Origin of the sequence: Halomonas sp. CSM-2 (assembly GCF_002119345.1) — a bacterium.
Taxonomy (GTDB): Bacteria; Pseudomonadota; Gammaproteobacteria; order Pseudomonadales; family Halomonadaceae; genus Vreelandella; species Vreelandella janggokensis.
In genome coordinates this window covers 52,176-73,026 of the sequence record NZ_NBYR01000005.1, presented here as the reverse complement: position 1 = coordinate 73,026, position 20,851 = coordinate 52,176, and the positions used below count along the sequence as shown (strand labels likewise).

Annotated in this window: 19 protein-coding genes; 3 read left to right on the top strand and 16 right to left on the bottom strand. The window is 56.8% G+C overall.

The features are described from left to right. Window positions 1-348: a YkvA family protein gene (locus B7L15_RS05290; RefSeq protein ID WP_085917964.1), complete on the bottom strand. Its 348-nt coding sequence runs from the start codon at window positions 346-348 to the stop codon at window positions 1-3. 97 nt (window positions 349-445) lie between these two features. Between B7L15_RS05290 and B7L15_RS05285 the strand changes: the two genes are divergently transcribed. After that, window positions 446-2,380, top strand: a complete 1,935-nt coding sequence (locus tag B7L15_RS05285) for a transglycosylase SLT domain-containing protein (RefSeq protein WP_085917963.1) — start codon at window positions 446-448, stop codon at window positions 2,378-2,380. Between the two features lie 14 nt (window positions 2,381-2,394). On the opposite strand, the gene B7L15_RS05280 is transcribed toward B7L15_RS05285, so the two are convergent. After that, window positions 2,395-3,051 (bottom strand): LysE family translocator, encoded by a 657-nt coding sequence (locus B7L15_RS05280; RefSeq protein ID WP_085917962.1) that lies wholly within the window; start codon window positions 3,049-3,051, stop codon window positions 2,395-2,397. Window positions 3,052-3,185: 134 nt separating this feature from the next. Between B7L15_RS05280 and B7L15_RS05275 the strand changes: the two genes are divergently transcribed. Further along, complete coding sequence (locus tag B7L15_RS05275; RefSeq protein ID WP_066321172.1) at window positions 3,186-3,389, top strand: cold-shock protein; 204 nt, start codon at window positions 3,186-3,188, stop codon at window positions 3,387-3,389. 76 nt (window positions 3,390-3,465) lie between these two features. Here B7L15_RS05275 and B7L15_RS05270 read toward each other — a convergent pair whose 3' ends face one another. The 4 genes from B7L15_RS05270 to B7L15_RS05255 all read right to left on the bottom strand — a co-directional run bounded on the left by B7L15_RS05270 (window position 3,466) and on the right by B7L15_RS05255 (window position 8,420). Then, window positions 3,466-4,176, bottom strand: coding sequence for a hypothetical protein (locus B7L15_RS05270; RefSeq protein ID WP_085917961.1), 711 nt, complete (start codon window positions 4,174-4,176; stop codon window positions 3,466-3,468). Between the two features lie 69 nt (window positions 4,177-4,245). Beyond that, window positions 4,246-5,205 carry a lipid kinase YegS gene (gene yegS, locus B7L15_RS05265; RefSeq protein ID WP_085917960.1) on the bottom strand — a complete coding sequence of 320 codons (960 nt, stop codon included), beginning with the start codon at window positions 5,203-5,205 and terminating at the stop codon, window positions 4,246-4,248. Between the two features lie 34 nt (window positions 5,206-5,239). Next, complete coding sequence (gene pepN, locus B7L15_RS05260) at window positions 5,240-7,870, bottom strand: aminopeptidase N (protein WP_085917959.1); 2,631 nt, start codon at window positions 7,868-7,870, stop codon at window positions 5,240-5,242. Between the two features lie 64 nt (window positions 7,871-7,934). Beyond that, complete coding sequence (locus tag B7L15_RS05255; protein ID WP_085917958.1) at window positions 7,935-8,420, bottom strand: YajQ family cyclic di-GMP-binding protein; 486 nt, start codon at window positions 8,418-8,420, stop codon at window positions 7,935-7,937. A gap of 201 nt (window positions 8,421-8,621) precedes the next feature. Here B7L15_RS05255 and cobO point away from each other — a divergent pair, with 201 nt between their 5' ends. Beyond that, window positions 8,622-9,221 (top strand): cob(I)yrinic acid a,c-diamide adenosyltransferase, encoded by a 600-nt coding sequence (gene cobO / locus B7L15_RS05250; protein WP_085917957.1) that lies wholly within the window; start codon window positions 8,622-8,624, stop codon window positions 9,219-9,221. An 87-nt stretch (window positions 9,222-9,308) separates the two neighbouring features. Here the strand turns inward: cobO and B7L15_RS05245 are convergent, their stop codons facing one another. From B7L15_RS05245 to tsaE, 10 genes are all read right to left on the bottom strand, one after another. Next, complete coding sequence (locus B7L15_RS05245) at window positions 9,309-10,604, bottom strand: adenylosuccinate synthase (RefSeq protein WP_085917956.1); 1,296 nt, start codon at window positions 10,602-10,604, stop codon at window positions 9,309-9,311. Next, a complete protein-coding gene (locus B7L15_RS05240) occupies window positions 10,604-11,797 on the bottom strand; it encodes an ATP phosphoribosyltransferase regulatory subunit (protein WP_085917955.1) in 1,194 nt (397 codons plus the stop codon). The genes B7L15_RS05245 and B7L15_RS05240 overlap by 1 nt, the downstream gene beginning before the upstream one ends. A 144-nt stretch (window positions 11,798-11,941) precedes the next feature. Further along, window positions 11,942-12,826: a protease modulator HflC gene (hflC, locus tag B7L15_RS05235; protein WP_085917954.1), complete on the bottom strand. Its 885-nt coding sequence runs from the start codon at window positions 12,824-12,826 to the stop codon at window positions 11,942-11,944. Beyond that, window positions 12,827-14,086: an FtsH protease activity modulator HflK gene (gene hflK, locus B7L15_RS05230; RefSeq protein WP_085917953.1), complete on the bottom strand. Its 1,260-nt coding sequence runs from the start codon at window positions 14,084-14,086 to the stop codon at window positions 12,827-12,829. A gap of 136 nt (window positions 14,087-14,222) precedes the next feature. Further along, window positions 14,223-15,533, bottom strand: coding sequence for a ribosome rescue GTPase HflX (hflX, locus tag B7L15_RS05225; protein ID WP_085917952.1), 1,311 nt, complete (start codon window positions 15,531-15,533; stop codon window positions 14,223-14,225). Between the two features lie 37 nt (window positions 15,534-15,570). Continuing rightward, a complete protein-coding gene (gene hfq / locus B7L15_RS05220; RefSeq protein WP_066321194.1) occupies window positions 15,571-15,819 on the bottom strand; it encodes an RNA chaperone Hfq in 249 nt (82 codons plus the stop codon). Between the two features lie 136 nt (window positions 15,820-15,955). Then, window positions 15,956-16,894, bottom strand: coding sequence for a tRNA (adenosine(37)-N6)-dimethylallyltransferase MiaA (gene miaA, locus B7L15_RS05215; protein ID WP_085917951.1), 939 nt, complete (start codon window positions 16,892-16,894; stop codon window positions 15,956-15,958). A 45-nt stretch (window positions 16,895-16,939) separates the two neighbouring features. Then, a complete protein-coding gene (mutL, locus tag B7L15_RS05210; protein ID WP_085917950.1) occupies window positions 16,940-18,838 on the bottom strand; it encodes a DNA mismatch repair endonuclease MutL in 1,899 nt (632 codons plus the stop codon). Window positions 18,839-18,868: 30 nt separating this feature from the next. After that, a complete protein-coding gene (locus B7L15_RS05205; protein WP_441316947.1) occupies window positions 18,869-20,347 on the bottom strand; it encodes an N-acetylmuramoyl-L-alanine amidase in 1,479 nt (492 codons plus the stop codon). A gap of 5 nt (window positions 20,348-20,352) precedes the next feature. Next, window positions 20,353-20,850 carry a tRNA (adenosine(37)-N6)-threonylcarbamoyltransferase complex ATPase subunit type 1 TsaE gene (gene tsaE / locus B7L15_RS05200; RefSeq protein ID WP_085917949.1) on the bottom strand — a complete coding sequence of 166 codons (498 nt, stop codon included), beginning with the start codon at window positions 20,848-20,850 and terminating at the stop codon, window positions 20,353-20,355. Between the last annotated feature and the right edge of the window lies 1 nt (window position 20,851).

Sequence of the window (20,851 nt, the reverse complement as noted above, 5' to 3'; positions counted from 1 at the left end):
TCAAGCGGCCGTGTGCGGGGAATCAGTGGATTCCCTCTCGGGATACTTCCAGGCACGATAGCCGGCCAGTTGCTGGTCCATACGATTGAGCAACCAACCAACAATGACCGCATCGTCGACCACGCCAATCAACATGAGAAAATCGGGGATCAAATCAAACGGCAACACCAGATACATCAGCGCCACCGCCATCAACCCGAAAGCCGACCAGGGCACAGGCCGAAAACGGCCCTTGACGACGTCACGCGTCATGGGGAAAAACAATGACAGCGCACGCCACATGCGCTTGAATACCCAAGCACGGGATTTCAGTCGACGCAGCCACCACCAGCCGGATAATAGAGCCATCAGTATTGAATCCTCCAAAGCGTTCGGTTGTCGGAGTCTTTTGCGTTAGGATAGTTCAGTCCCCCAAGGCCACCCAATGCCGTATCGAGGAAGCATCATGCCCTGCACTGCCCGCGTATTATCCATTGCGTTCATTGCCTGCTTACCAAGCATGTCATGGGCCTTGAGCGACAGTGCAATGCGCGACGCGCTCGATGCTGCACGCAACCAGCAGTGGGACCGCATTGACATGGCGGCCATTGAAGACCATCCGTTAAGCGGCTATGTCACTTATCATCGGTTGCGCAACCAGCTACCGGACCTGCCGCCGGAAACGGTCAACCGCTATATCGATACCCACAGGGACTCACCGCTGAGCGACTGGATGCGTGGACAGGCCATCGATCAATACGGTAAGGCAGGCCAGTATGGCCGTGTACGGGCGGTCAGCAATGGTGAGCCCAACGGCGCCGCCCGGCAATGCCACTACCACACGGCCCATTTTGACATTGCCCCACAACAAGCGGTTGAGGCCGGCCAACGCCTCTGGCTTGTGGGCCAATCCCAACCGAACGCCTGCGATCCGTTGTTTGACCGGTTGAGAGCAAACGGCACCATCGATGGCGAGTTGATTTGGGAACGCCTGATGTTAGCCTGGCAGGCAGATAACCGTCGGCTGGCCGACTACCTGAGCAATCAATTAAGTGAGCGCTGGCAAACCGCCATTGATACCTACGAAGCGGTGGATAGCGACCCGCAGCGCTTACTCAGTGCCCCCACCTGTCTGGGCCCTGAATGCGCGGCTACGGCCGCTTTTTACCAAGCGGCAATGCAACGCCTTACGCTAGACGACACCCCGCGAGCGCTGTCCGTTTGGCGCTCACTGACTGAGCGACTGAGCCTGTTGCCCAGCGATCAACAGCTTATCGAGGAAGAGCTGGCGTATTACGTACTGGTGCGTGAAGTGCCCAATTCGATGGCGTGGGTCGATAGCGTTTTGCCCAATCTGGACAGCGAGCGCGTTCTTGAATTGCGTGTTCGCCGCGCCCTTCAAGCTCATCAATGGGAGTCGGTGCGCCAGTGGATTACCCAAATGCCCAGCGAGCAGAAAGCGGATGCACGGTGGCAATACTGGCTCGCCCGAGCCAGCCAGCAGCTAGGCGATCAGACGGCGGCAGCAACGCATTTCCAGCAAGCTGCTTCACAGCGTAGCTTTTACGGTTTTGCCGCTGCTGAGCGTTTGGGGCAGCCGTTAGCGCTGAACAATGAGCGCTTCTATTTTGACGACGCTTCACGTGAGCGTATCGCGCAACTGCCCATGGTGCAGCGTACCCAGGCATTGATGCGCATCGGCGAAGACGGCCTGGCCAATAGTGAGTGGCTGCATGCCGTTCAGCAGGCATCCACCGAAGAAGCCCGAGCGCTGGCGGACTTTGCCGCCGAGCAGGATTGGCATGCCCGGCTGGTGCAAACCACCATAGCGGCGGGTATGTGGGACGCCCTCGAATGGCGCTTCCCCCAGGCCTACCACGACGACTTCATCCACTGGGGGCGCATTAGCGGCGTGGATCCTTACCTGCTAATGGCGATTACCCGGCGCGAAAGCGCCTACAATCCCGATGCCCTGTCACCTGCCGGCGCCCGCGGGCTGATGCAATTGATGCCTGGCACCGCTGCCCAGGTAAGTCGCCAACTGGGACTCGATGATCCTGGCCCCTACGGTATACTCGATCCGGAGCTGAATATTCGCCTGGGCAGCACGTACTTACGCGACAAGCTGCAGCGCTACCAGGGCAATCGTTTAGCTGCCGCAGCAGCTTACAACGCGGGCCCTGGACGGGTAGACCGCTGGCTGAGGGATGACAGCATCGAGGCCTTTGACCTCTTTGTGGAGCGCATTCCCTACCGTGAAACGCGCAACTACGTGCAGGCGGTGCTGAGTTATCGTGCCATTTTTGAAAGTCTCGCCAACGGCTCAAGTGATGGAATATCGCTGCTGAGCGACGGCGAAAGGCAGGTACGTTACAGTCGGGCGCTGGTCAATCGCGATTAATCCACGCTCTAGCGTTACACCGGCCGCTGCGAAAACGCCAGCCGGATCCCCAGCATCACCAATACGGTGCCAGTCATCGCGTTGAGCGTTTGCGCAAAACGCGCGCTGGCCAGCCATTTTCCGGCGCTGCCGACCATCAGTACCACACTGATTTGCCAGAGGTTGGCAATCACGAAGTGAACGCCTGCCAACCATAGCGACTTGACCAGCGCTGGATCGCTCGGGGCAATGAACTGCGGCAGAAAAGCCATGTAAAATACTACCGTCTTGGGGTTAAGCACATTGGATAAAAACCCTTCTTTCAGCGGTTGCCAGAGTGGAACGGCCGTATCCATGGTCATCACACCCTTCACCGGCAATGGTTGTCCACGCCGTGCCGCCAGCAGACTGCTAATACCCAGCCAGATCAAATAGCCAGCTCCCACCAGCTTCAAGGCATGAAACGCCCAGGCTGACTGCAGCAGGATCAGCGAAATCCCCATTGCCGAGATGGTGGCATGCACGAACAGGCCGCTGCAGATCGCCATGCTGGTGGCGACCCCGTCACGCAGCCCTCCCCTGGCCGTATTACGGATCACCAGCAACGTATCGACCCCAGGGGTGATCGACAGCAACGTAATGGCAATGACAAATGGCACAAACTGCGCATCAATCAGGCTAAATGGCGTCATAACAAGGCACTCGTACGATGGAAACGATTCAATCACATTGTGACTGGACGACAGGTTTTTTTGCATCTAGAGTAATTCAAGCGGGTTCGCAATAGCGCCCCGCTTGAACATCAAGCTCGTGAAGGAAATGCATAATGGCAACTGGCACTGTCAAGTGGTTCAACGATACCAAAGGTTACGGCTTCATCTCCCCGGATGACGGTGGTGACGATCTGTTTGCTCACTTCTCCGAAATTCAAGCTGAAGGTTTCAAAAGCCTGCAGGATGGCCAGAAAGTCAGCTTTGAGGTAACCCAGGGTAAAAAAGGCCTCCAGGCTTCCAATATACGCGTGGCGTAATTCGCTATCGCGCACAAGGCCCGCATGACGATGCGGGCCTTTTTATTTGCCTAGCGCACAAGCCTCACCAGGGAAGTTATTCTTCCTGCTCTATGGTTTCAGGGCGCTCTTCCTCGATTGATTCAAACTGTTCATTCAATCGCTGCTCAGCCTCTTCAAAACGCCGCTCGGTGTCTTCTATCAGCTCATCTATATCTTTACCGCGCGTACGTTCTCCGTCGCGAGCCGACTCAGGCAGACTGCTTTCAAACTCCCAGCGCTCCTCCATCTCTTCATCGCTGATAGGATCGACAACAGGGGACTGCTTCTCGACTTCCTGAAACTGCTCTTCCAGCCGCTGCTGCGCCTCGTCAAAGCGGCGTTCGGTTTCGGCAATCATATCGTCCACATCCGACCGAGTTGCCTCACCGGGCATTGCGCCGCCTTCCTCAAGCACGTCTTCAGGATCAGCAGCCAAGGTATCCTCGCCGGCCTCGACATCTTCGGTCTGCACGGCGCTGTCTTCCTCCGCCTGTTCGCCTTCAAGGGCCTCAGTTCGATCCAGCTCATCTTCCGCCTGGGATTCAATAGCATCGCTATCTTCCTGGCTGCCGCTGGCACCGGGCTCGTCGACGGCTCCCTCCTCTTCAGTACCTGCTGGAGCATCAGCAGATACAGCGTCTCCGTCATTTGATGATGAAGCAGACTCTTGCTGCTGATCGGCGTTGGACGTTTCGTCGTTATCGCCACAGCCACTGACCACCAACACGACAGCTGCCAGCAAGGGTAGCCAAACGCTTTTAGTCATTTATGTTGTCTCCTCAATGTGTATGTCTCATCGCCTCTGTAAAAGTGGGTCAATGACAGATTATTAATTTCAGGTCTCTATGACCGATGACAGTAGTGGGCATTGATCGGGCAGCACCACATGGATAGCCAACGGCACAACATCAGCGCGAAAGCGTCGATAATGGCGTGCTTCACCATCCAGGGTTAACGGCCACGGGGGATCGTCAGATAGTGTCGATACGCTGAGCGCATCCGCCGATACATAGCGCACGAATTGCCCATGGCTGGGAAAATCCTGCAATTCGCTGACCAGATCCGTCAGTGCCCGCGCTGTGAGAAAATCCTTGACCACGAGGATATCAAGATGACCGTCATCCAATTTCGCCTTTGGGGCCAGCACTTGCCCACCCCCTGACTGGCGACCGTTGCCAATGGCGAGCAGTAAAAGCGACGTCGACTCTTCCTGATCGTCCCAGTGTAGCGTGCCACGGTAGCTATGGTGTCGCCATGCCTTGACGGCCCCCATCAGGGAATAAGCGCCGCCACCCAACATGCGCTTGAGCATTTTGGGAGTGGACGAGGTAATTTCAGCGCCAAAACCTGCCGTCATCATATTAACGTAATAGCTGGTGACCGACTCAGTGTCGCTCTCGGCACATAGTTTAACAACGTCAATCGGGTAATCAGACAGCGTCAACGCCGCAGACAGCGCCTCGGAGGGCTCCAGCGGCAAGCCCACCGAGGTCGCAAAGTCATTTGCGCTACCCAGCGGCACAATTCCCATGACCGGCCGCCGCTCTTTATCCAGACGCATCAGACCGTTCATCACCTCGTTGACGGTACCATCCCCGCCACAGGCAATCACATGAGTCATTCCCATATCGACGGCGACCACGGCAAAATGCCCGGCATCGCCCGCTTCCCAGGTTACCCGAACACTAATCGACATCCCTGCCTTTCTTTGCTCAGCTACCGCTTCACGTAACGCCGCATTACCGGCTGATTTACCATTAACAATGAGTAAAAAACGCTTTTTTGGTGTTGTCACTGAGATTTCCTTTCCTTGTCACTCCATCAATTTGTTACGCCAATGCTTTCTCCACCACCTCATATACGTTACTCGATAGCGGTTCGCGTTGAATGCGCTCAAGCTCAGACCGCATCAAGACCTGTCGTGTTTCATCGAACCGTTGCCAACGGGTTAGCGGGGTAATCAGGCGCGCCGCTATTTCCGGGTTCAGCCGATTCAACTCAATCACGACATCAGCCAGTAGAGCGTAGCCCTGACCATCCAGACGATGGAAATTGACGCGATTTTGGGCAAAAGCGCCAATCAGCGCGCGCACACGGTTGGGGTTCTTCAGCGAGAAGGCGGGATGGGCCATCAGGTACTTCACACGGTCGATCACATCCGGCTGGGGGCGCGAGACCTGAATCGTAAACCACTGATCCATGACCAGCGGGTCATGGGCCCACTTTTCACCGAAGGTCTTGAGCGCCGGAGAGGCCAGGTCGTCACGGTCACTATGAACCAGCAGCGTCAATGCATGACGTACATCAGTCATGTTGTGGTTCGCCGCAAACTGACCTTCGCAGAGCGCCACGCCCTGCTCATCTTCAATCGACATCAGGTAGCTGAGTGCTACATTCTTCAAGCTTCGCTGGGCAATCTGCTCAGGCGTCGGTGCATAAGGCTCACTGGAGCGATTGGCCTCAAAGGTCGCCATGAACTCATCACGCAGCGCCATCGCCAGTGACTGTCGGACAAACTCTCGGGCCGCGTGGATGGCATCGACATCGACAATCGGCTGCTGCTCAGCGATGTACGCTTCCGAAGGTAGCGTGAGCATTTCGGCAAGCACCGCCTTGTCCGCCGGCGCATCGGCCAATAGCGTTCGGAATGCCTCGACGACACGGCTGTCCATTACCTTTTCCACACCATTACGGTGAGCGGCAATCAAGTCATCAAGCGCCAGCATCGCCAGCCGTTGCCCGGCATCCCAGCGGTTAAACCCATCGCTGTCCTGGGTCAGCAGGAAGGCGAGATCTTCCCGCGAATACGGAAAATGCAGCTTCACTGGCGCGGAGAAGTTACGCAGTAGCGAAGGCACAGGGGCCTCTGCCACGTCGGTAAACACGAAGGTCTGCTCGTCTTCGCGCAGGTGGATGACTGTCTCTTTACCGAGCTTGTTGCCGTCCAGGGTAAGCGCCAGGTCCTGGCCCGACTTGGTACCCACAAGGCCCATGGCAATGGGGATATGCAGCGGCTCTTTATCTACTTGGCCCGGCGTAGCGGGGGTCCGCTGACGCAGCGTCAAATGGTACTCGCCGTGGGCATAGTCGTACTCGCCATGGGCGTCGATTTCGGGTGTTCCCGCCTGGGAATACCAACGCATGAACTGACCTAGGTCAAGTCCCGAGGCCTCTGCCATGCAATCCACAAAGTCTTCGATGGTTACCGCCTGACCGTCAAAGCGCGCAAAGTAACGGTCGGCCCCCTGCCGAAAGGCGTCCCACCCGACCAGGTTGCACAACATGCGAACAATTTCAGCGCCCTTTTCATAAATAGTCAGAGTGTAGAAATTGGTGATCTCAATATAATGATCCGGCCGCACCGGATGGGCCGTCCGTCCAGCATCTTCGGCAAACTGCGCCGTGCGGAAAAACGAAACGTCCTGAATCCGCTTCACTGGGGCAGAGTTGGTCTCGGCGGAGAAACATTGATCACGGAAGACAGTGAAGCCCTCTTTCAGGGAGAGCTGGAACCAGTCGCGGCAGGTGACTCGATTACCCGACCAATTATGGAAATACTCGTGGGCAACAATGCCCTCAACCGTCTGGAAAGCGCCGTCGGTCGCTGTATCCGGATGGGCTAATACCGCCGCCGAATTAAAGATATTGAGACCTTTATTTTCCATGGCCCCCATATTGAAGTCATTCACCGCCACGATCATGAACAGGTCCAGGTCGTATTCACGACCGTAGGCTTGCTCATCCCAGGCCATGGCCCGTTTCAGCGACCCCATGGCATGCTCGGTTTTGGCCAGATTTTCTTGTTCAACCCAAAGCTGCAGGCTCACTTCGCGCCCGGACCGGGTGGTAAAACGGTCTTCAACGCTATGCAAATCGCCGGCGACCAGGGCAAACAGGTAACAGGGCTTGGGGTGCGGATCCTCCCAGATAGCAAAGTGGCGACCGTTTTCAAGATCGCCTTGTTCAACCGGATTGCCGTTGGCTAGCAGAACGGGCTCTCGCTCGCGATCCCCGATGACGGTCACTTTAAAGGTCGACATTACATCCGGACGATCGGGATAAAAGGTGATACGTCGAAATCCTTCCGCCTCACACTGGGTACAGAACATGCCGTTGGACTGGTAAAGACCTTCCAACGCGGTGTTGTCCTTGGGCGAGAGTTGTACTTCACTTTCCAGGGTAAAGCGCGCAGGCACCTGTTCAATACGAAGCCCCTCATCGCTTACCTGATAATCATTACCCGACAGTGGGTTGCCATCAATCAGCAAGGCGTCAAGGGTCAGTTGCTCACCGTCAAGCTTGAGTGGTTCATCAGCACTGGCCGTTGCCTGTCGCTCGATGTGCAGGCGCGCTTTGACTCGAGTCGCGGCGGGGTCAAGATCAAACGTCAGCTCGGTATGGGTCACCCGGTAGGCGGGAGGCTGGTAATCGCTTAAATAAACCGGCTGCGGATCAGACATGATGAGAAACTCCTTATAGTCATTGCTGTTATTGGCGGCGTAAAGAGGTTACCAGGGCGTCGGGTCAATCCCGGAAGTTATCGAACTGAAGCGGCAGTTCCGGTCCTTCCTCACCGCGCAATAGCGACATGACGCTTTGCAAATCGTCACGCTTTTTACCTGTAACCCGCACCTTTTCACCCTGAATTTGTGCTTGGACTTTTAGCTTGCTGGCCTTGATACGCTTGACGATATCTTTCGCCTCGCCTTGATCCAGGCCTTGCTTGAGCGCCACTTCCTGACGGGCTTTAACACCCGATAGCACAGGGTCTTTAATATCCATACAGCGCGCATCGATACCCCGTGCAATCAGACGGTTACGCAGTACATCAAGCATCTGTTTGAGCTGAAAATCGACCTCGGCTTCAAGCTGAACCGACTCCTTTTCAAGCGTGAAAGACGCATCCACGCCCTTGAAATCAAAGCGGGACTGAACTTCGCGGTTGGCTTGGTCGACAGCATTGGCAGCTTCGTGCTGATCAAACTCAGAGACAATATCAAATGAGGGCATAAACGGATTCCTGACAAGACATGACCCACTATTCTAGAGCAGCCAGCCCCCCACCGGCCAATTATGTGGATATAAATAGCCAAAATACTGAATCCAGACGACTTATCGTGGAATAAAAGAGGGTTCTCCTAGATGTTCAAGGCACGATGAATCGCTTAGGCTAAGGCACCGGAACGCTCTATTCGCAGCTGAGGAACCCCCATGACCGACCGTAATACACGCCATAAAGCATCAATGGAAAAACTCAAGGCTCGCGTCGACGAGAAAGTCGCGGATGCCACCGAGCAGCGTGGCCTAATACTCATCAACACCGGCAACGGCAAAGGGAAGACGACAGCGGCCTGGGGCACGGTGACCCGCGCCCTTGGCTACGGCTATAAAGTTGGCGTCGTTCAGTTTATCAAAGGGCTCTGGGAGTGCGGCGAGCGCAATCGATTGGAAGAAGACCCCAACCTGAGCGTTGCCATCATGGCCACCGGCTTCACCTGGGAAACGCAAAACCGTGAGGCGGACACCCAGGCATGCCAAGAGGTATGGCAAGACGCAGAGAAAATGCTGGCCGACCCCGACACCTACCTGGTGGTACTGGACGAGATCACCTATATGCTCAAGTTTGGCTACCTGGATATTGCCGAGGTCAAAGCCGCTCTGGAGAAGCGTCCTCGCGAACAGACCGTGATTATTACCGGCCGCAACGCCCACCGCGATCTCGTCGCCATGGCAGACACGGTGACCGAAATGCAGGAAGTCCGCCATGCCTTCAACAACGGCATCCAGGCGCGCCGCGGCATCGATTTTTAAGCGTTCGAATGACAGACCTGAAAAGGGGCGAACACGTCGCCCCTTTCTTTACACCCACCCGACAGAATGTGTCAGCTATTCAGCCGGTTATCCATCAAACGGATTGCGCAGCACGATCGTTTCAATGCGGTCTGGGCCAGTGGAAATAATGTCGATGCTGGTGCCTACTTGTTCTTCCAGGAAACTGATGTAGGCCCGCGCATTGGCCGGCAGTTCTTCGACCTTTTTTACGCCCAGGGTCGACTCTTTCCAGCCAGGCAGGTCCTCATAGACTGGTTCAAGGGCTTCGTAACCTTCTGAGTCGACCGGCGTATCGAGCACGTCACCGTCTTTGCTGCGATAACCAACGCACACGCGGATATTTTCCAGCCCGTCGAGCACGTCCAACTTGGTCAAACAGATACCCGAAACCGAATTGATCTGCACCGCATGGCGAAGCGCGACAGCATCGAACCAGCCACAGCGACGCGGACGGCCGGTGGTAGCGCCAAACTCATGGCCCTTCTCGGCCAGATGGCGGCCGTGGTCGTCAAACAGCTCGGTGGGAAACGGACCTGACCCGACGCGTGTGGTGTAGGCTTTGGTGATACCCAGCACATAGTCCAGGTACAGCGGACCAACGCCGGACCCCGTCGCCGTTCCGCCCGCGGTGGTATTGGAGCTGGTCACAAACGGATAAGTACCGTGGTCGATATCCAGCAGCGACCCCTGGGCACCTTCGAAGAGAATATTCTCTCCGGCTTTGCGCAGATCGTGAACCATGCTCACCGTGTCGCTCACCATGGGGCGTAGTTCTTCGGCCATCTGCATGGCGCTATCGAGCACTTTCTGGAAGTCTACGGCTGGCTCGCCGTGGTAATTAACCAGGACAAAGTTGTGGTAGTCGAGCACTTCGCCCAGTTTGGAAGCAAAACGTTCGCGGTGAAGCATATCGCCCAAACGCAAACCCCGGCGAGCGACTTTATCTTCATAAGCGGGGCCAATCCCCCGGCCCGTCGTACCAATCTTTGCGATACCGCGGGCTTTTTCCCGCGCCTGGTCCAGGCATACGTGGTAGGGCAGGATCAACGGGCAGGCAGGCGACAAGCGCAACCGTTCACGCACCGGGACACCTTTGGCTTCAAGCTCGCGAATTTCTTTGATCAGCGCTTCCGGCGAGAGCACGACGCCATTACCGATGATGCAGGTCTTGTCAGGCCGCAGTACGCCGGAAGGAATCAGGTGAAGCACGGTTTTTTCACCGTCAATCACCAGCGTATGACCCGCGTTATGGCCACCCTGAAAACGCACCACCGCCGACGCCGACTCAGTCAGCAAATCAACGATCTTGCCTTTGCCTTCATCGCCCCACTGGGTTCCCAGGACTACGACATTCTTACCCATTATGCACTCGTCTCTTGTGTCAGTGTCGTTGGCTGCCAACGACCATCGATAAACTCAAGACGGCGGTCACAACCGTGTTCCGCCGGTCCCGTACGCTGCCCTGGCAGCGCCTGAATTACCCGCTCGCCCTGCTCACGCAGCAAGGCAATGGCAGCATCAAGTGATGCGGCCTGCTCTGCTGGCGCCCATATCGCGCCCTGCTCCGACGAGGCCATATCCAGTGAGGCCAACTGTTTCAAGTCCATCGAAAAGCCGGTTGCCGGACGCGCACGCCCGAAAGCACGCCCCGTATCATCATAGCGACCGCCTTTCGCCAGCGCATGGCCGTAGCCTGGCACATACGCCGCGAACATCATGCCGGTATGGTATTGATAGCCACGTAACTCAGCCAGATCAAAATACAGCGAGACATCAAACTGTGCCAGTACACCTTGATAGAGGGCATCCAGTTGGTCCAGCGCTGCGACCACGGACGCGGGCGCACCCGCCAGACGTTCACGCGCTTGAAGCAAAATATCGGCATCGCCATGCAGTTCGCCCAGGGCCAATAGCATCTCAGCCAAGGCAGGATCTCTTACGCTGGTGCTGACGTTTTCTGCCAGCAGGCCCGGTGACTTGAGCGCCAGAGCGTCAAACAGCTGCGCTTCCTGCTCGGCGTTCAATTCCGCCGCCTCTACCAGGCTCCGATAAATACCGATATGCCCCAGCGCCAGGTGGATCTCCTGCGCACCTGCCGCCTGCAGGCTCGACAGTGCCAGATGGATAATTTCCTTGTCAGCATCCAGACCGGCGTGGCCAAACAGCTCGACCCCCACCTGGACAGGGCTCCGCCCCCCCTGATGCTGGTCTGCCTTGGCACGCAATACGTTGGTGCAGTAGCACAGGCGCACCGGCCCCTGGCGCTTGAGCGAATGGGCATCCATTCGGGCCACCTGCGGTGTAACATCCGCCGACGCGCCCATCATCCGCCCCGTCAACTGGTCGGTCAACTTGAAGGTCTGGAGGTCCAGGTCGGTTCCCGTGCCAGTAAGCAGAGAGTCCAGAAACTCCACCGGCGGTGGCATGACTTGGTCATAGCCCCAAACATGGTATAGATCCAGCAACGTCCGGCGTAGCTCTTCCATACGGCTTGCCTGAGGCGGCAGCACTTCGTCCATGCCGTCGGGCAATAGCCAGCGGTCAGCAATGGTCATGTGAACAATCCTGCGAGACGACAATAGTGAAGGCCCAATGACGTAGGGCCACAAAAAAACCGGGCGACGCCCGGTTGGTAAAGTCTATCACGTTTTATGACGTGTTGAACCCCGCCGGTGTCCGACGGGGCCTACGTCAATGGCTTAACTGTCTTCGTCAGGCATGGCGCTGCGCAGGTAGCGGAAGAAGTCACTATCCGGCTCCAGCACCAACAGATTGTCATCTCCCGAGAAGCTCTCACGATAGGCATTCAGACTACGCCAGAAAGTGAAGAACTCAGGGTCTTGACCGTAGGCTTCAGAGAAGATGGCCGCCGCCTGGGCATCGCCCTCACCGCGCAAGGTTTCGGCACGCTCATTGGCCTGAGCGAGCAGCACCTGGCGGCGGCGATCTGCGTTCGCACGGATGCGCTCGGCCTCTTCTTGACCCTGGGCACGCCATTCCCGGGCTTCACGCTCGCGCTCTGAACGCATCCGCTCATAGACCGCGGCTGATACGTCGTCCGGCAGGTCGATCCGCTTGATACGGATATCGCGAATCGCCACGCCAAGCTCTTCGCGCATCAGTGCGTCGAGCTCCTCGGTCGGGCCATCCATCAGATCGTCGCGCTCCTCGGCGATGATCTGCTGAAGGTTCAAGCGACCAAACTGGTTGCGCAGGCTTTCGTCAACGCGGGGCTGAATCAGGCGCGTCGCCATCATTTCATCCCCTGCGGTGGCCTCGTAGTAGCGAGTGGGATTGACCACCTGCCACTTCACGTAGGAATCGACAATGACCGCTTTCTGCTCTTGGGTCAGATAGCGGCTGGTGTCGGTATCCAGCGTCAGCAGGCGGGTATCGAAAGTACGCACTGTCTGCGCAATCGGCATTTTGACGTGCAGGCCCGGCTGAATGTTCTCTTCGATGACCTCACCGAAGCGCAGTTTGACCGCACGTTCGGTTTCATCGACAACATACAGGCTGTTACTGGCAAGCCACGCAACGGCGGCAATGCCGCCAACGATTAGCAGGGATCGATTATTGATCATTTACCGGCCCTCCCTGCGGATAGAGCTGCTATTGGATGAGGAGTTGCTGCTCTGACTACTGCTGTTACCGCTGCGCAGGCTTTCAAGCACCTGCGGATCGACACCGTCGCTGTTGCCCTGCTGCGAAGCGGCGGCACCCTGGCGACGATTCAACTGCTCGAGCGGCAGGTACATCATCGGTGCGTTCTCACTCACGTCAAGCAGCACCTTGGGCGTTTCGCCAAAGACATCTTCGATGGCTTCAATGTACATCCGCTCACGCATGATATCAGGCGAATTCTCGTACTCGGCGAGCAGCGAATTGAAGCGGTTGGCTTGACCCTGCGCTTCGGCCACGACCGATTCACGATAACCCTGGCCCTGTTCGACCAGCCGCTGCGCCTGACCCTGAGCCTCGGGGATGATCGAGTTGGCGTAGGCGATGCCCTGGTTGATCGTGCGCTGACGATCTTCACGGGCGCGGATCACGTCATCAAAGGCATCAATGACCGGCTGCGGGGCAGAGGTGGACTCGATGTTGATGGTCTGGAGCTGGATACCAGCGCCGTAGTTGTCCAGGTAGGACTGAAGACGGCTCGATACCGAACTGCCCAGAATTTCACGACCCGAGGTCAGGATATCGATCATGTCGGTTCCACCGACCACATGACGCAGCGATGAGTCGAGGGCGTTGTCCAGTGACAGCTCCGGGTCTCGTACATTGAGGACGAAATTGCGCGGATCGGCCACCTGATACTGAGCGGATATTTCCACTTCAACGATGTTCTCATCCCGGGTCAGCATCGACTGGGTCTGGTTCAGCGAGCGCACACGCGTCACATTGACCATTCGCACTTCGTCGATCAAGGGGGGATTCCACTGAAGTCCAGGGGTAACGGTGTTCTGGTATTCGCCAAAACGAAGCACAACGCCACGCTCGGATTGATCCACGACATAAAAGCCCATTGCGGCCCAGATCGCCAATGCGACAATAATCAACAAGCCCGGTAGCGCAAAGACATTACGAGGCTTGCCGCCGCCGCTACCTTTGTTACCGCCGCCGCCAGATTTCTTGCCGCCACCGAGCATACCGCTCAGCTTATCCTGAAACTTTTTCAGCGCTTCATCGAGATCGGGAGGGCCTTGGTTGTTGCCCCCTTTATTGCCATTGTTGCTATCGTTATTGCCACCACGGTTTCCACCGCCGTCGCTACCGCCTCGTCGGCCACCACCACTCCAAGGATCATGCTGGTTGCCGCCACCGGGCTCATTCCAGGCCATACTTCGTCTCCACTGAGGTATTCACTCACGCTCAAGCCCCGACGTTAACACGGGGCCATAGCGCAATTTAGTATTATGCAATCTGGAGCTTGTTCGGTCACTGACCGGGGCTCGTGCCTACCCGCTCCACGAGAACTCACCATTCACTCGTTTCGCGCAGCTCGGCTGGCAAATAGGTATTGGCGCGTTCACCAAGTTGCGCCATCAACTGGTTAAAGTCACGTCGAGGCAAACGCACATTCAGCACCGAACGTCCCTGTTCATCAAATGCTTCCTCCCGCACGGCATTCAATTCGTGAAGACCTGCACGCAACTTGCCCTGCTCGGGGGAAAGCGTTAGCGAAAAGCCGATGACATCGCTCGCCAGGCGCTCCGTTAGTGCCTCGTGGAGTAACGCGAGCCCCTTGCCTTCCTGGGCTGAAAGCCAAACGACATCGGGACGTCCCTGTCCGTCTCGCTCAATGCGGGGCGCGCTGTCCAGCCGGTCAATTTTGTTCATGACTTTCAGTACCGGGACATCATCGGCACCAATTTCTTCGAGTACACGCTCGACCTGCTCAACGTTTAGATCACGATCAGGATCGGCGGCATCGATGACATGTACGAGTAGCGTTGCTTCAGCCGCTTCCTGAAGCGTGGCCTGAAACGCCTCCACAAGTTTGTGAGGCAGGTGACGGATAAAACCGACGGTATCGGCCATCACGACAGGCCCTACATCTTCAATTTCCAGACGTCTTAGTGTCGGGTCAAGCGTCGCGAACAACTGATCAGCAGCATACACGTGTGACTGCGTTAACGCATTGAAGAGGGTTGATTTTCCAGCGTTGGTATAACCAACCAGCGAGACGCTGTGAATTTCTGCCCGTGAACGAGCTCGGCGATTCTGCTCACGCTGGCTGCGCACTTTATCGAGTCGTTTATTGATCGATTTGATACGGCCACGGAGAAGCCGCCGGTCGGTCTCCAACTGCGTTTCACCCGGACCGCGCAGACCGATACCGCCCTTCTGACGTTCAAGGTGAGTCCACCCGCGAATCAAGCGTGTGGATACGTATTCAAGCTGAGCAAGCTCAACCTGTAATTTACCTTCGTGGGTGCGCGCACGCTGTGCAAAAATATCCAGAATCAAGCCCGTCCGGTCCAGCACGCGGCACTTGAGTTCACGCTCAAGATTACGCTGCTGTGATGGGCTTAAACCATGGTTAAAGATGACCAACTCGGCCTGGTGAGCTGCGAGCATTGCCCGCAGCTCTTCCAACTTGCCTGACCCGATAAAGGTACGTGAATCGGGGCGGTGTCGGCTGGCCGTGAGCAATGTAGCAGGCTCTGCACCGGCAGAACGTACGAGTTCTAAAAACTCACCCGGGTCTTCGCGTGCTTGTTCATCCTGAAAATCAACGTGAACAAGCACTGCCGTTTCGCCGGCTTCAGGGCGTTCAAAAAACAATCAATACCTCATGGACTGTTTTGCTGATCTCACCGTGTTACTCATCTTCGTCCGGAGCGGCCGGATCTTGTGCAGGCAACCGCACATTTCGCGATGGTACGACGGTTGAGATCGCATGTTTATAAACCATCTGGCTGACGGTATTGCGCAACAAGATGACAAACTGGTCAAACGATTCAATCTGGCCCTGCAGCTTAATGCCGTTGACCAGGAAGATAGAGACCGGAATACGCTCCTTGCGCAAAATATTCAGGTACGGGTCTTGAAGGGACTGCCCTTTGGACATGTTGCTCTCCCTAAAACTGTCGTTGGGGGTTAATTATGGATGGCGTGCCCAACTGGTGCTACGCCGATATCTTGTTGGCCAAAGGCCTGCTCGCTCGGCCACTCGAAATCATGACTTACGAACCTCATATCTTACGCTAAGCACCGCTTCCGCGCACGATTTTCAGCACCTTGTCCAATGAGTTAGGCTGCAAAGTATCGATCCAATGCAGTGACGGCCAACGCCTCAGCCAAGTAATCTGCCGCTTGGCGAGCTGTCGAGTGGCGATAATACCGCGCTCGCGCAGCATTGCATCATCATAACGGCCTTCCAGATATTCCCAAACCTGCCGGTATCCAACGCTTTTAATCGCGGGCAAATCACCATGCAGGTCATAACGTTGTTTGAGGGCGGCGACCTCATCTATCAAGCCCTCTGCCAACATCATTTCAAACCGTTGCGCGATGCGCTGGTGCAATATCGCCCGATCTGCTGGCAATAGCCCTATCGACAACACCCGCCATGGAAAGGTTTCCGGTTGCTGTTCAGCCCACAATGCGCTCATCGGACGCCCACTTGCGTAATACACTTCCAGAGCGCGCATGAGGCGCTGCGGATCGTTGGGATGGATACGCTGCGCCGAAGGCGGGTCAACCTGCGCCAATGTTTGATGCAGGGCTGAAAGCCCTTCTGCCTGCCACCTCGCCCCTAGTTCTTTTCGAATGGAAGCATCTGCCGGGGGCAGATTGGCGACACCTTCGAGCAAGTGCTTGTAGTAAAGCATGGTACCGCCTACCAGCAACGGCACCTGGCCCGCCGCGCTGATTTGTCGCATCTCATCAAGCGCATCGCAGCGAAAATCGGCGGCTGAATAAGGCTCGGCCGGGTCACGAATATCGATTAATCGGTGAGGCGCGCGAGCAAGCTCATCCGCACTGGGCTTGGCACTGCCGATATCGAGGCCACGATACACCATCGCCGAATCAACACTGATCAACTGATGACCCAGCCGCTCATGCAACGCGATTGCCGTATCCGTTTTTCCGGCGGCGGTCGGACCCATTAAAAAAATTGCCCAAGGGCGTGTATCAGCCATTCGCTGGTAAAACTCCGCTGACCCTACCTGATTCCAACATAACCGTTACTGACCGCGCATGAATAGCCTATCGAGGGCTTTCATATCCATTTGCGTCCAGGTCGGGCGACCATGATTGCACTGGTCGCTGCGCTCGGTGCGTTCCATATCGCGCAACAGTGCATTCATTTCATCCAGCGTCAGACGCCGATTGGCGCGTACGCTCCCATGGCATGCCATGGTCGATAACAGTTCGTGTATGCGCGCTTCGACCTGGTGCGTGCGCCCGAAGCGAGCCAGTTCTTCCAGCATTTCACGAACCAGTGTCTCGGGATCTGCCTGCGCAAGCATGGCCGGAAGCTGGCGTACCAGCAGGGTTTCAGGACCCGCCACATCCAGCTCTACGCCCAGTTTAACGATCGCATCACGTTCACTTTCCACGGTAGCCACTTCGCTGCGGCTGGCGGCCAGTGACACGGGCACGAGTAATGGCTGCGTGTCGACCCCCTGTGACGCCGCCAACTGATTTTTCATTCGCTCGTAGACGATGCGCTCGTGAGCGGCATGCATGTCCACCAACACCAGGCCATGGACATTCTGGGCCAGAATATAAACCCCATGAAGCTGACCCAGAGCAAACCCCAGCGGCGGTGCGCTGGTGGGGTCACTCTGCGGCATCACCAGCGGCGCTTCGCGCACGTCGCCCTGCGTCTCGCCAAATGGGCCTTCATGGGCAGTCGACTGGGGCGTCAGCAGTGTCTCTTCATGGTCGGGGTGCAATGCCTGATAACCCTGCATGAAACGGCGCACTCGTTCGCCACCCGGGTGACGATCAGCTGACGGTGCGGCTGAAGGTGAAAGCGCCATACCCTGCTGTTGCCAGCGGGCAGGCTCGCCCGGGGTCTCCACAGGGGCCGTGGGCTGTGACGGCGACACAGCATTGACATCCTCGGCGTTGGGCCGGGCATCTGCCAGGCTGTGATGCAGGCTTGAATAAAGAAAGTCGTGCACCATGCGACCATCGCGAAAACGTACCTCGTGCTTGGTAGGATGCACATTGACATCCACCACATCTGGATCAAGCGTCAAGTAAAGGACGAAGACCGGATGGCGCCCATTGTAAAGAACATCGCGGTAGGCTTGGCGAACGGCATGGGCGACCAACCGGTCGCGCACCACACGGCCGTTAACAAAAAAGTATTGTTGATCTGCCTGGGCGCGTGAATGGGTGGGCAAGCCCACCCAACCACTCAGACGAAGCGCACCGGCTTCGCGCTCAATGTAACGCGCATGCTCAATAAAATTATTGCCGAGCAGCGAGGCAATACGCCGCTCACGGGCCGCTTCCGTATCGCCTGGTGGTAGTTGATGGACCACTTTTTGATTATGCCGCAGGGTCCAGGCAATGTCGTAGCGCGATAAAGCCTGGCGGCGGAAGGCTTCCTCAACGTGAGCAAATTCGGTTTTTTCGGTACGCAGAAATTTACGCCGCGCGGGGGTATTAAAAAACAGGTCGCGCACCGACACGCTAGTGCCTCGAGGATGAGGCGCTGGCGTCACGCGTGTTTCCATGCCGCGCCCCTCAGCCACCACGCGCCACCCCTGTCGCGGGTCGTCCAGCGCATTGGACACCAGTTCCAGGCGCGATACCGAACTGATTGACGCCAGTGCTTCACCGCGAAAACCCAGTGAGCTGACGCCTTCCAGATCTTCCAGACTATCGATCTTGCTGGTGGCATGGCGGGCGAGCGCCAGCGGCAAATCCTGCTCACCAATGCCAATACCGTCGTCGCGGATCTTGATAAGCCGCGCACCGCCCGCTTCAATATCGACTTCGATACGCTGGCTGCCTGCGTCGATGGCATTTTCGATCAGTTCCTTGGTCACCGAAGCCGGTCGCTCGACCACTTCCCCCGCGGCAATCTGGTTCGCCAACCGCGGGTCCAGTACGTGTATACGTGGCATAGCGGACGTCGTTTCAGTCAATACAACACCTCATGAACTGGGAATACGCAATACTTGGCCCACCCGGATAACATCTCCGTTGAGGTCGTTCGCCTGCTTTAACTGGTTCACGGGCACACCGTGGCGCACTGCAATCGCCGACAGCGTATCGCCGGACTGAATACGGTATTCATCGCCACCAGGGCGGCGTTGATTATCCCGCTGCCAAGCCAGCAGGCTGGCGGGCGGTGGATAACGCTCAAAATGGCTCTTCAGGCCGCCAAAAATAGCCTCGGCAACCCCCTGCTGGTGTACAGGATCGCGTAAGCGTCGCTCTTCTTCCGGGTTGGATATAAAGCCCGTTTCAATCAGCAATGACGGTATATCGGGCGACTTGAGCACCATGAAGCCAGCCTGCTCAACCCGGGACTTATGCAACCGGTTCACCCGGCCCAGTTGGTCAAGCACCTGACCGCCGACTGACAGGGAATCGTTGAGCGTCGCTGTCATGGTTAAATCCAGCAATACGCCCCGCAACACCTGATCTTTATCGCGTAGAGACAGGTTGCCATCCACCCCACCAATCAGGTCGGAGCGGTTTTCGCTGTCGGCCAGCCACTGCGCCGTTTCTGATGTTGCCCCGCGCTGGGAAAGCGCATATACCGAGCTTCCCTGTGGGCGTGGGCTGGTGAAGGCATCGGCGTGAATCGAGACAAAAAAGTCGGCTTTCTGTTCACGGGCAAGCTGGGTTCGCTGGCGCAGCCCAAGGTAATAGTCGCCGTCGCGAATCAACACCGCTTTAAAACCTTCAGTCGCATTGATGATATTGGCCAAGCGTTGACTAATATCGAGTACGACGTCTTTTTCACGGGTACCTGATGGACCGATTGCCCCTGGGTCTTCACCGCCATGGCCTGCATCCACGGCGATAATAATATCGCGCCTCGGGTGAGGCTTGGCCTGCTCGGACGAACGCGATGTCGGCTCAGTTGCCTGCTGATCACTGCCTGCTCGCACCTGGACACCCGCTCGTTGCGCTTGAATCTCCTGCTCGCGAATCATTGCCTCGATAGGGTCGATAGGGTTTTCCACGGCACTTTCGCCAGGATATTCCAGATCGACCACAAGCCGGTGCCCGTACTGGTCGTTGGGTGTCAGGGTAAAGTGGCGCGGCTCGACTTCACGATTGAGCTCAAGGACGACGCGTAATCCATTACCTTCTCGCGTACCGGTGCGCAACGCGCTGATGGCGCTGTCTTCAAGCGACAGGCTATCAGGGTCGGCTTCTAGCTGGCTGTTTTCCAGATCAATCACCAGACGTGCAGGGTCATCCAGAGAAAATACGTCAGCCGATGTTGCGCCCGAAAGGTCAAAAACCAGGCGCGCATGATCGGGCGCCGCCCAGAGCCTCATGCCCTCGACGGTGGCCGCCTGAAGCGACGTCCATAGACCCGCCGATATGACCGCTACAATACTCAGCGCCAACTGGCGCAATGCCAATACTTTCATCACCTTTGCATGGATACCCATCGCGCTTATGACCATTGAAATACACCGCCCTGCTGGGGACAGACAGACAAACGATCACCTAACTTGGCCAACACCTTTTCGCCGAAGTCGCTACCGGCACTTAGCCGGGCTCTACGCCCAGGCTCGTCAACTGCCAACTGCAGGCAAATATCCGCCGCTGGCAGCCAGCCCTCGCCACGGCTCGGCCATTCAATCAAGCACAGCGCGTCATCTGCCAATACGTCACGTCCGCCGATAAATTCGAGTTCCTCAGGGTCGGACAAGCGATATAGATCCAGATGATAAAGCCGCATGCTGGCCAATTCATAAGGTTCGATTAGCGTGTATGTAGGGCTTTTAACCGCCCCCTGATAGCCGTAAGCCCGCAATACACCGCGGGTCAGTGTCGTTTTCCCCGCTCCCAAGTCGCCTTCCAGATAAATACGCCCGCGTCCTTGCAATACGCTACCCAGGGCTTCACCGAAGGCTACCTGAGCTTGTTCATTATCCAGTTGCACCTGCATT

Coding starts and splice junctions, on each gene's coding strand:
- B7L15_RS05290 (WP_085917964.1), bottom strand. CDS start 348: ATGGCTCTATTATCCGGCTGGTGGTGGCTGCGTCGACTGAAATCCCGT.
- B7L15_RS05285 (WP_085917963.1), top strand. CDS start 446: ATGCCCTGCACTGCCCGCGTATTATCCATTGCGTTCATTGCCTGCTTA.
- B7L15_RS05280 (WP_085917962.1), bottom strand. CDS start 3,051: ATGACGCCATTTAGCCTGATTGATGCGCAGTTTGTGCCATTTGTCATT.
- B7L15_RS05275 (WP_066321172.1), top strand. CDS start 3,186: ATGGCAACTGGCACTGTCAAGTGGTTCAACGATACCAAAGGTTACGGC.
- B7L15_RS05270 (WP_085917961.1), bottom strand. CDS start 4,176: ATGACTAAAAGCGTTTGGCTACCCTTGCTGGCAGCTGTCGTGTTGGTG.
- pepN (WP_085917959.1), bottom strand. CDS start 7,870: ATGTCTGATCCGCAGCCGGTTTATTTAAGCGATTACCAGCCTCCCGCC.
- B7L15_RS05255 (WP_085917958.1), bottom strand. CDS start 8,420: ATGCCCTCATTTGATATTGTCTCTGAGTTTGATCAGCACGAAGCTGCC.
- cobO (WP_085917957.1), top strand. CDS start 8,622: ATGACCGACCGTAATACACGCCATAAAGCATCAATGGAAAAACTCAAG.
- B7L15_RS05245 (WP_085917956.1), bottom strand. CDS start 10,604: ATGGGTAAGAATGTCGTAGTCCTGGGAACCCAGTGGGGCGATGAAGGC.
- B7L15_RS05240 (WP_085917955.1), bottom strand. CDS start 11,797: ATGACCATTGCTGACCGCTGGCTATTGCCCGACGGCATGGACGAAGTG.
- hflC (WP_085917954.1), bottom strand. CDS start 12,826: ATGATCAATAATCGATCCCTGCTAATCGTTGGCGGCATTGCCGCCGTT.
- hflK (WP_085917953.1), bottom strand. CDS start 14,086: ATGGCCTGGAATGAGCCCGGTGGCGGCAACCAGCATGATCCTTGGAGT.
- hfq (WP_066321194.1), bottom strand. CDS start 15,819: ATGTCCAAAGGGCAGTCCCTTCAAGACCCGTACCTGAATATTTTGCGC.
- miaA (WP_085917951.1), bottom strand. CDS start 16,894: ATGGCTGATACACGCCCTTGGGCAATTTTTTTAATGGGTCCGACCGCC.
- mutL (WP_085917950.1), bottom strand. CDS start 18,838: ATGCCACGTATACACGTACTGGACCCGCGGTTGGCGAACCAGATTGCC.
- B7L15_RS05205 (WP_441316947.1), bottom strand. CDS start 20,347: ATGGGTATCCATGCAAAGGTGATGAAAGTATTGGCATTGCGCCAGTTG.
- tsaE (WP_085917949.1), bottom strand. CDS start 20,850: ATGCAGGTGCAACTGGATAATGAACAAGCTCAGGTAGCCTTCGGTGAA.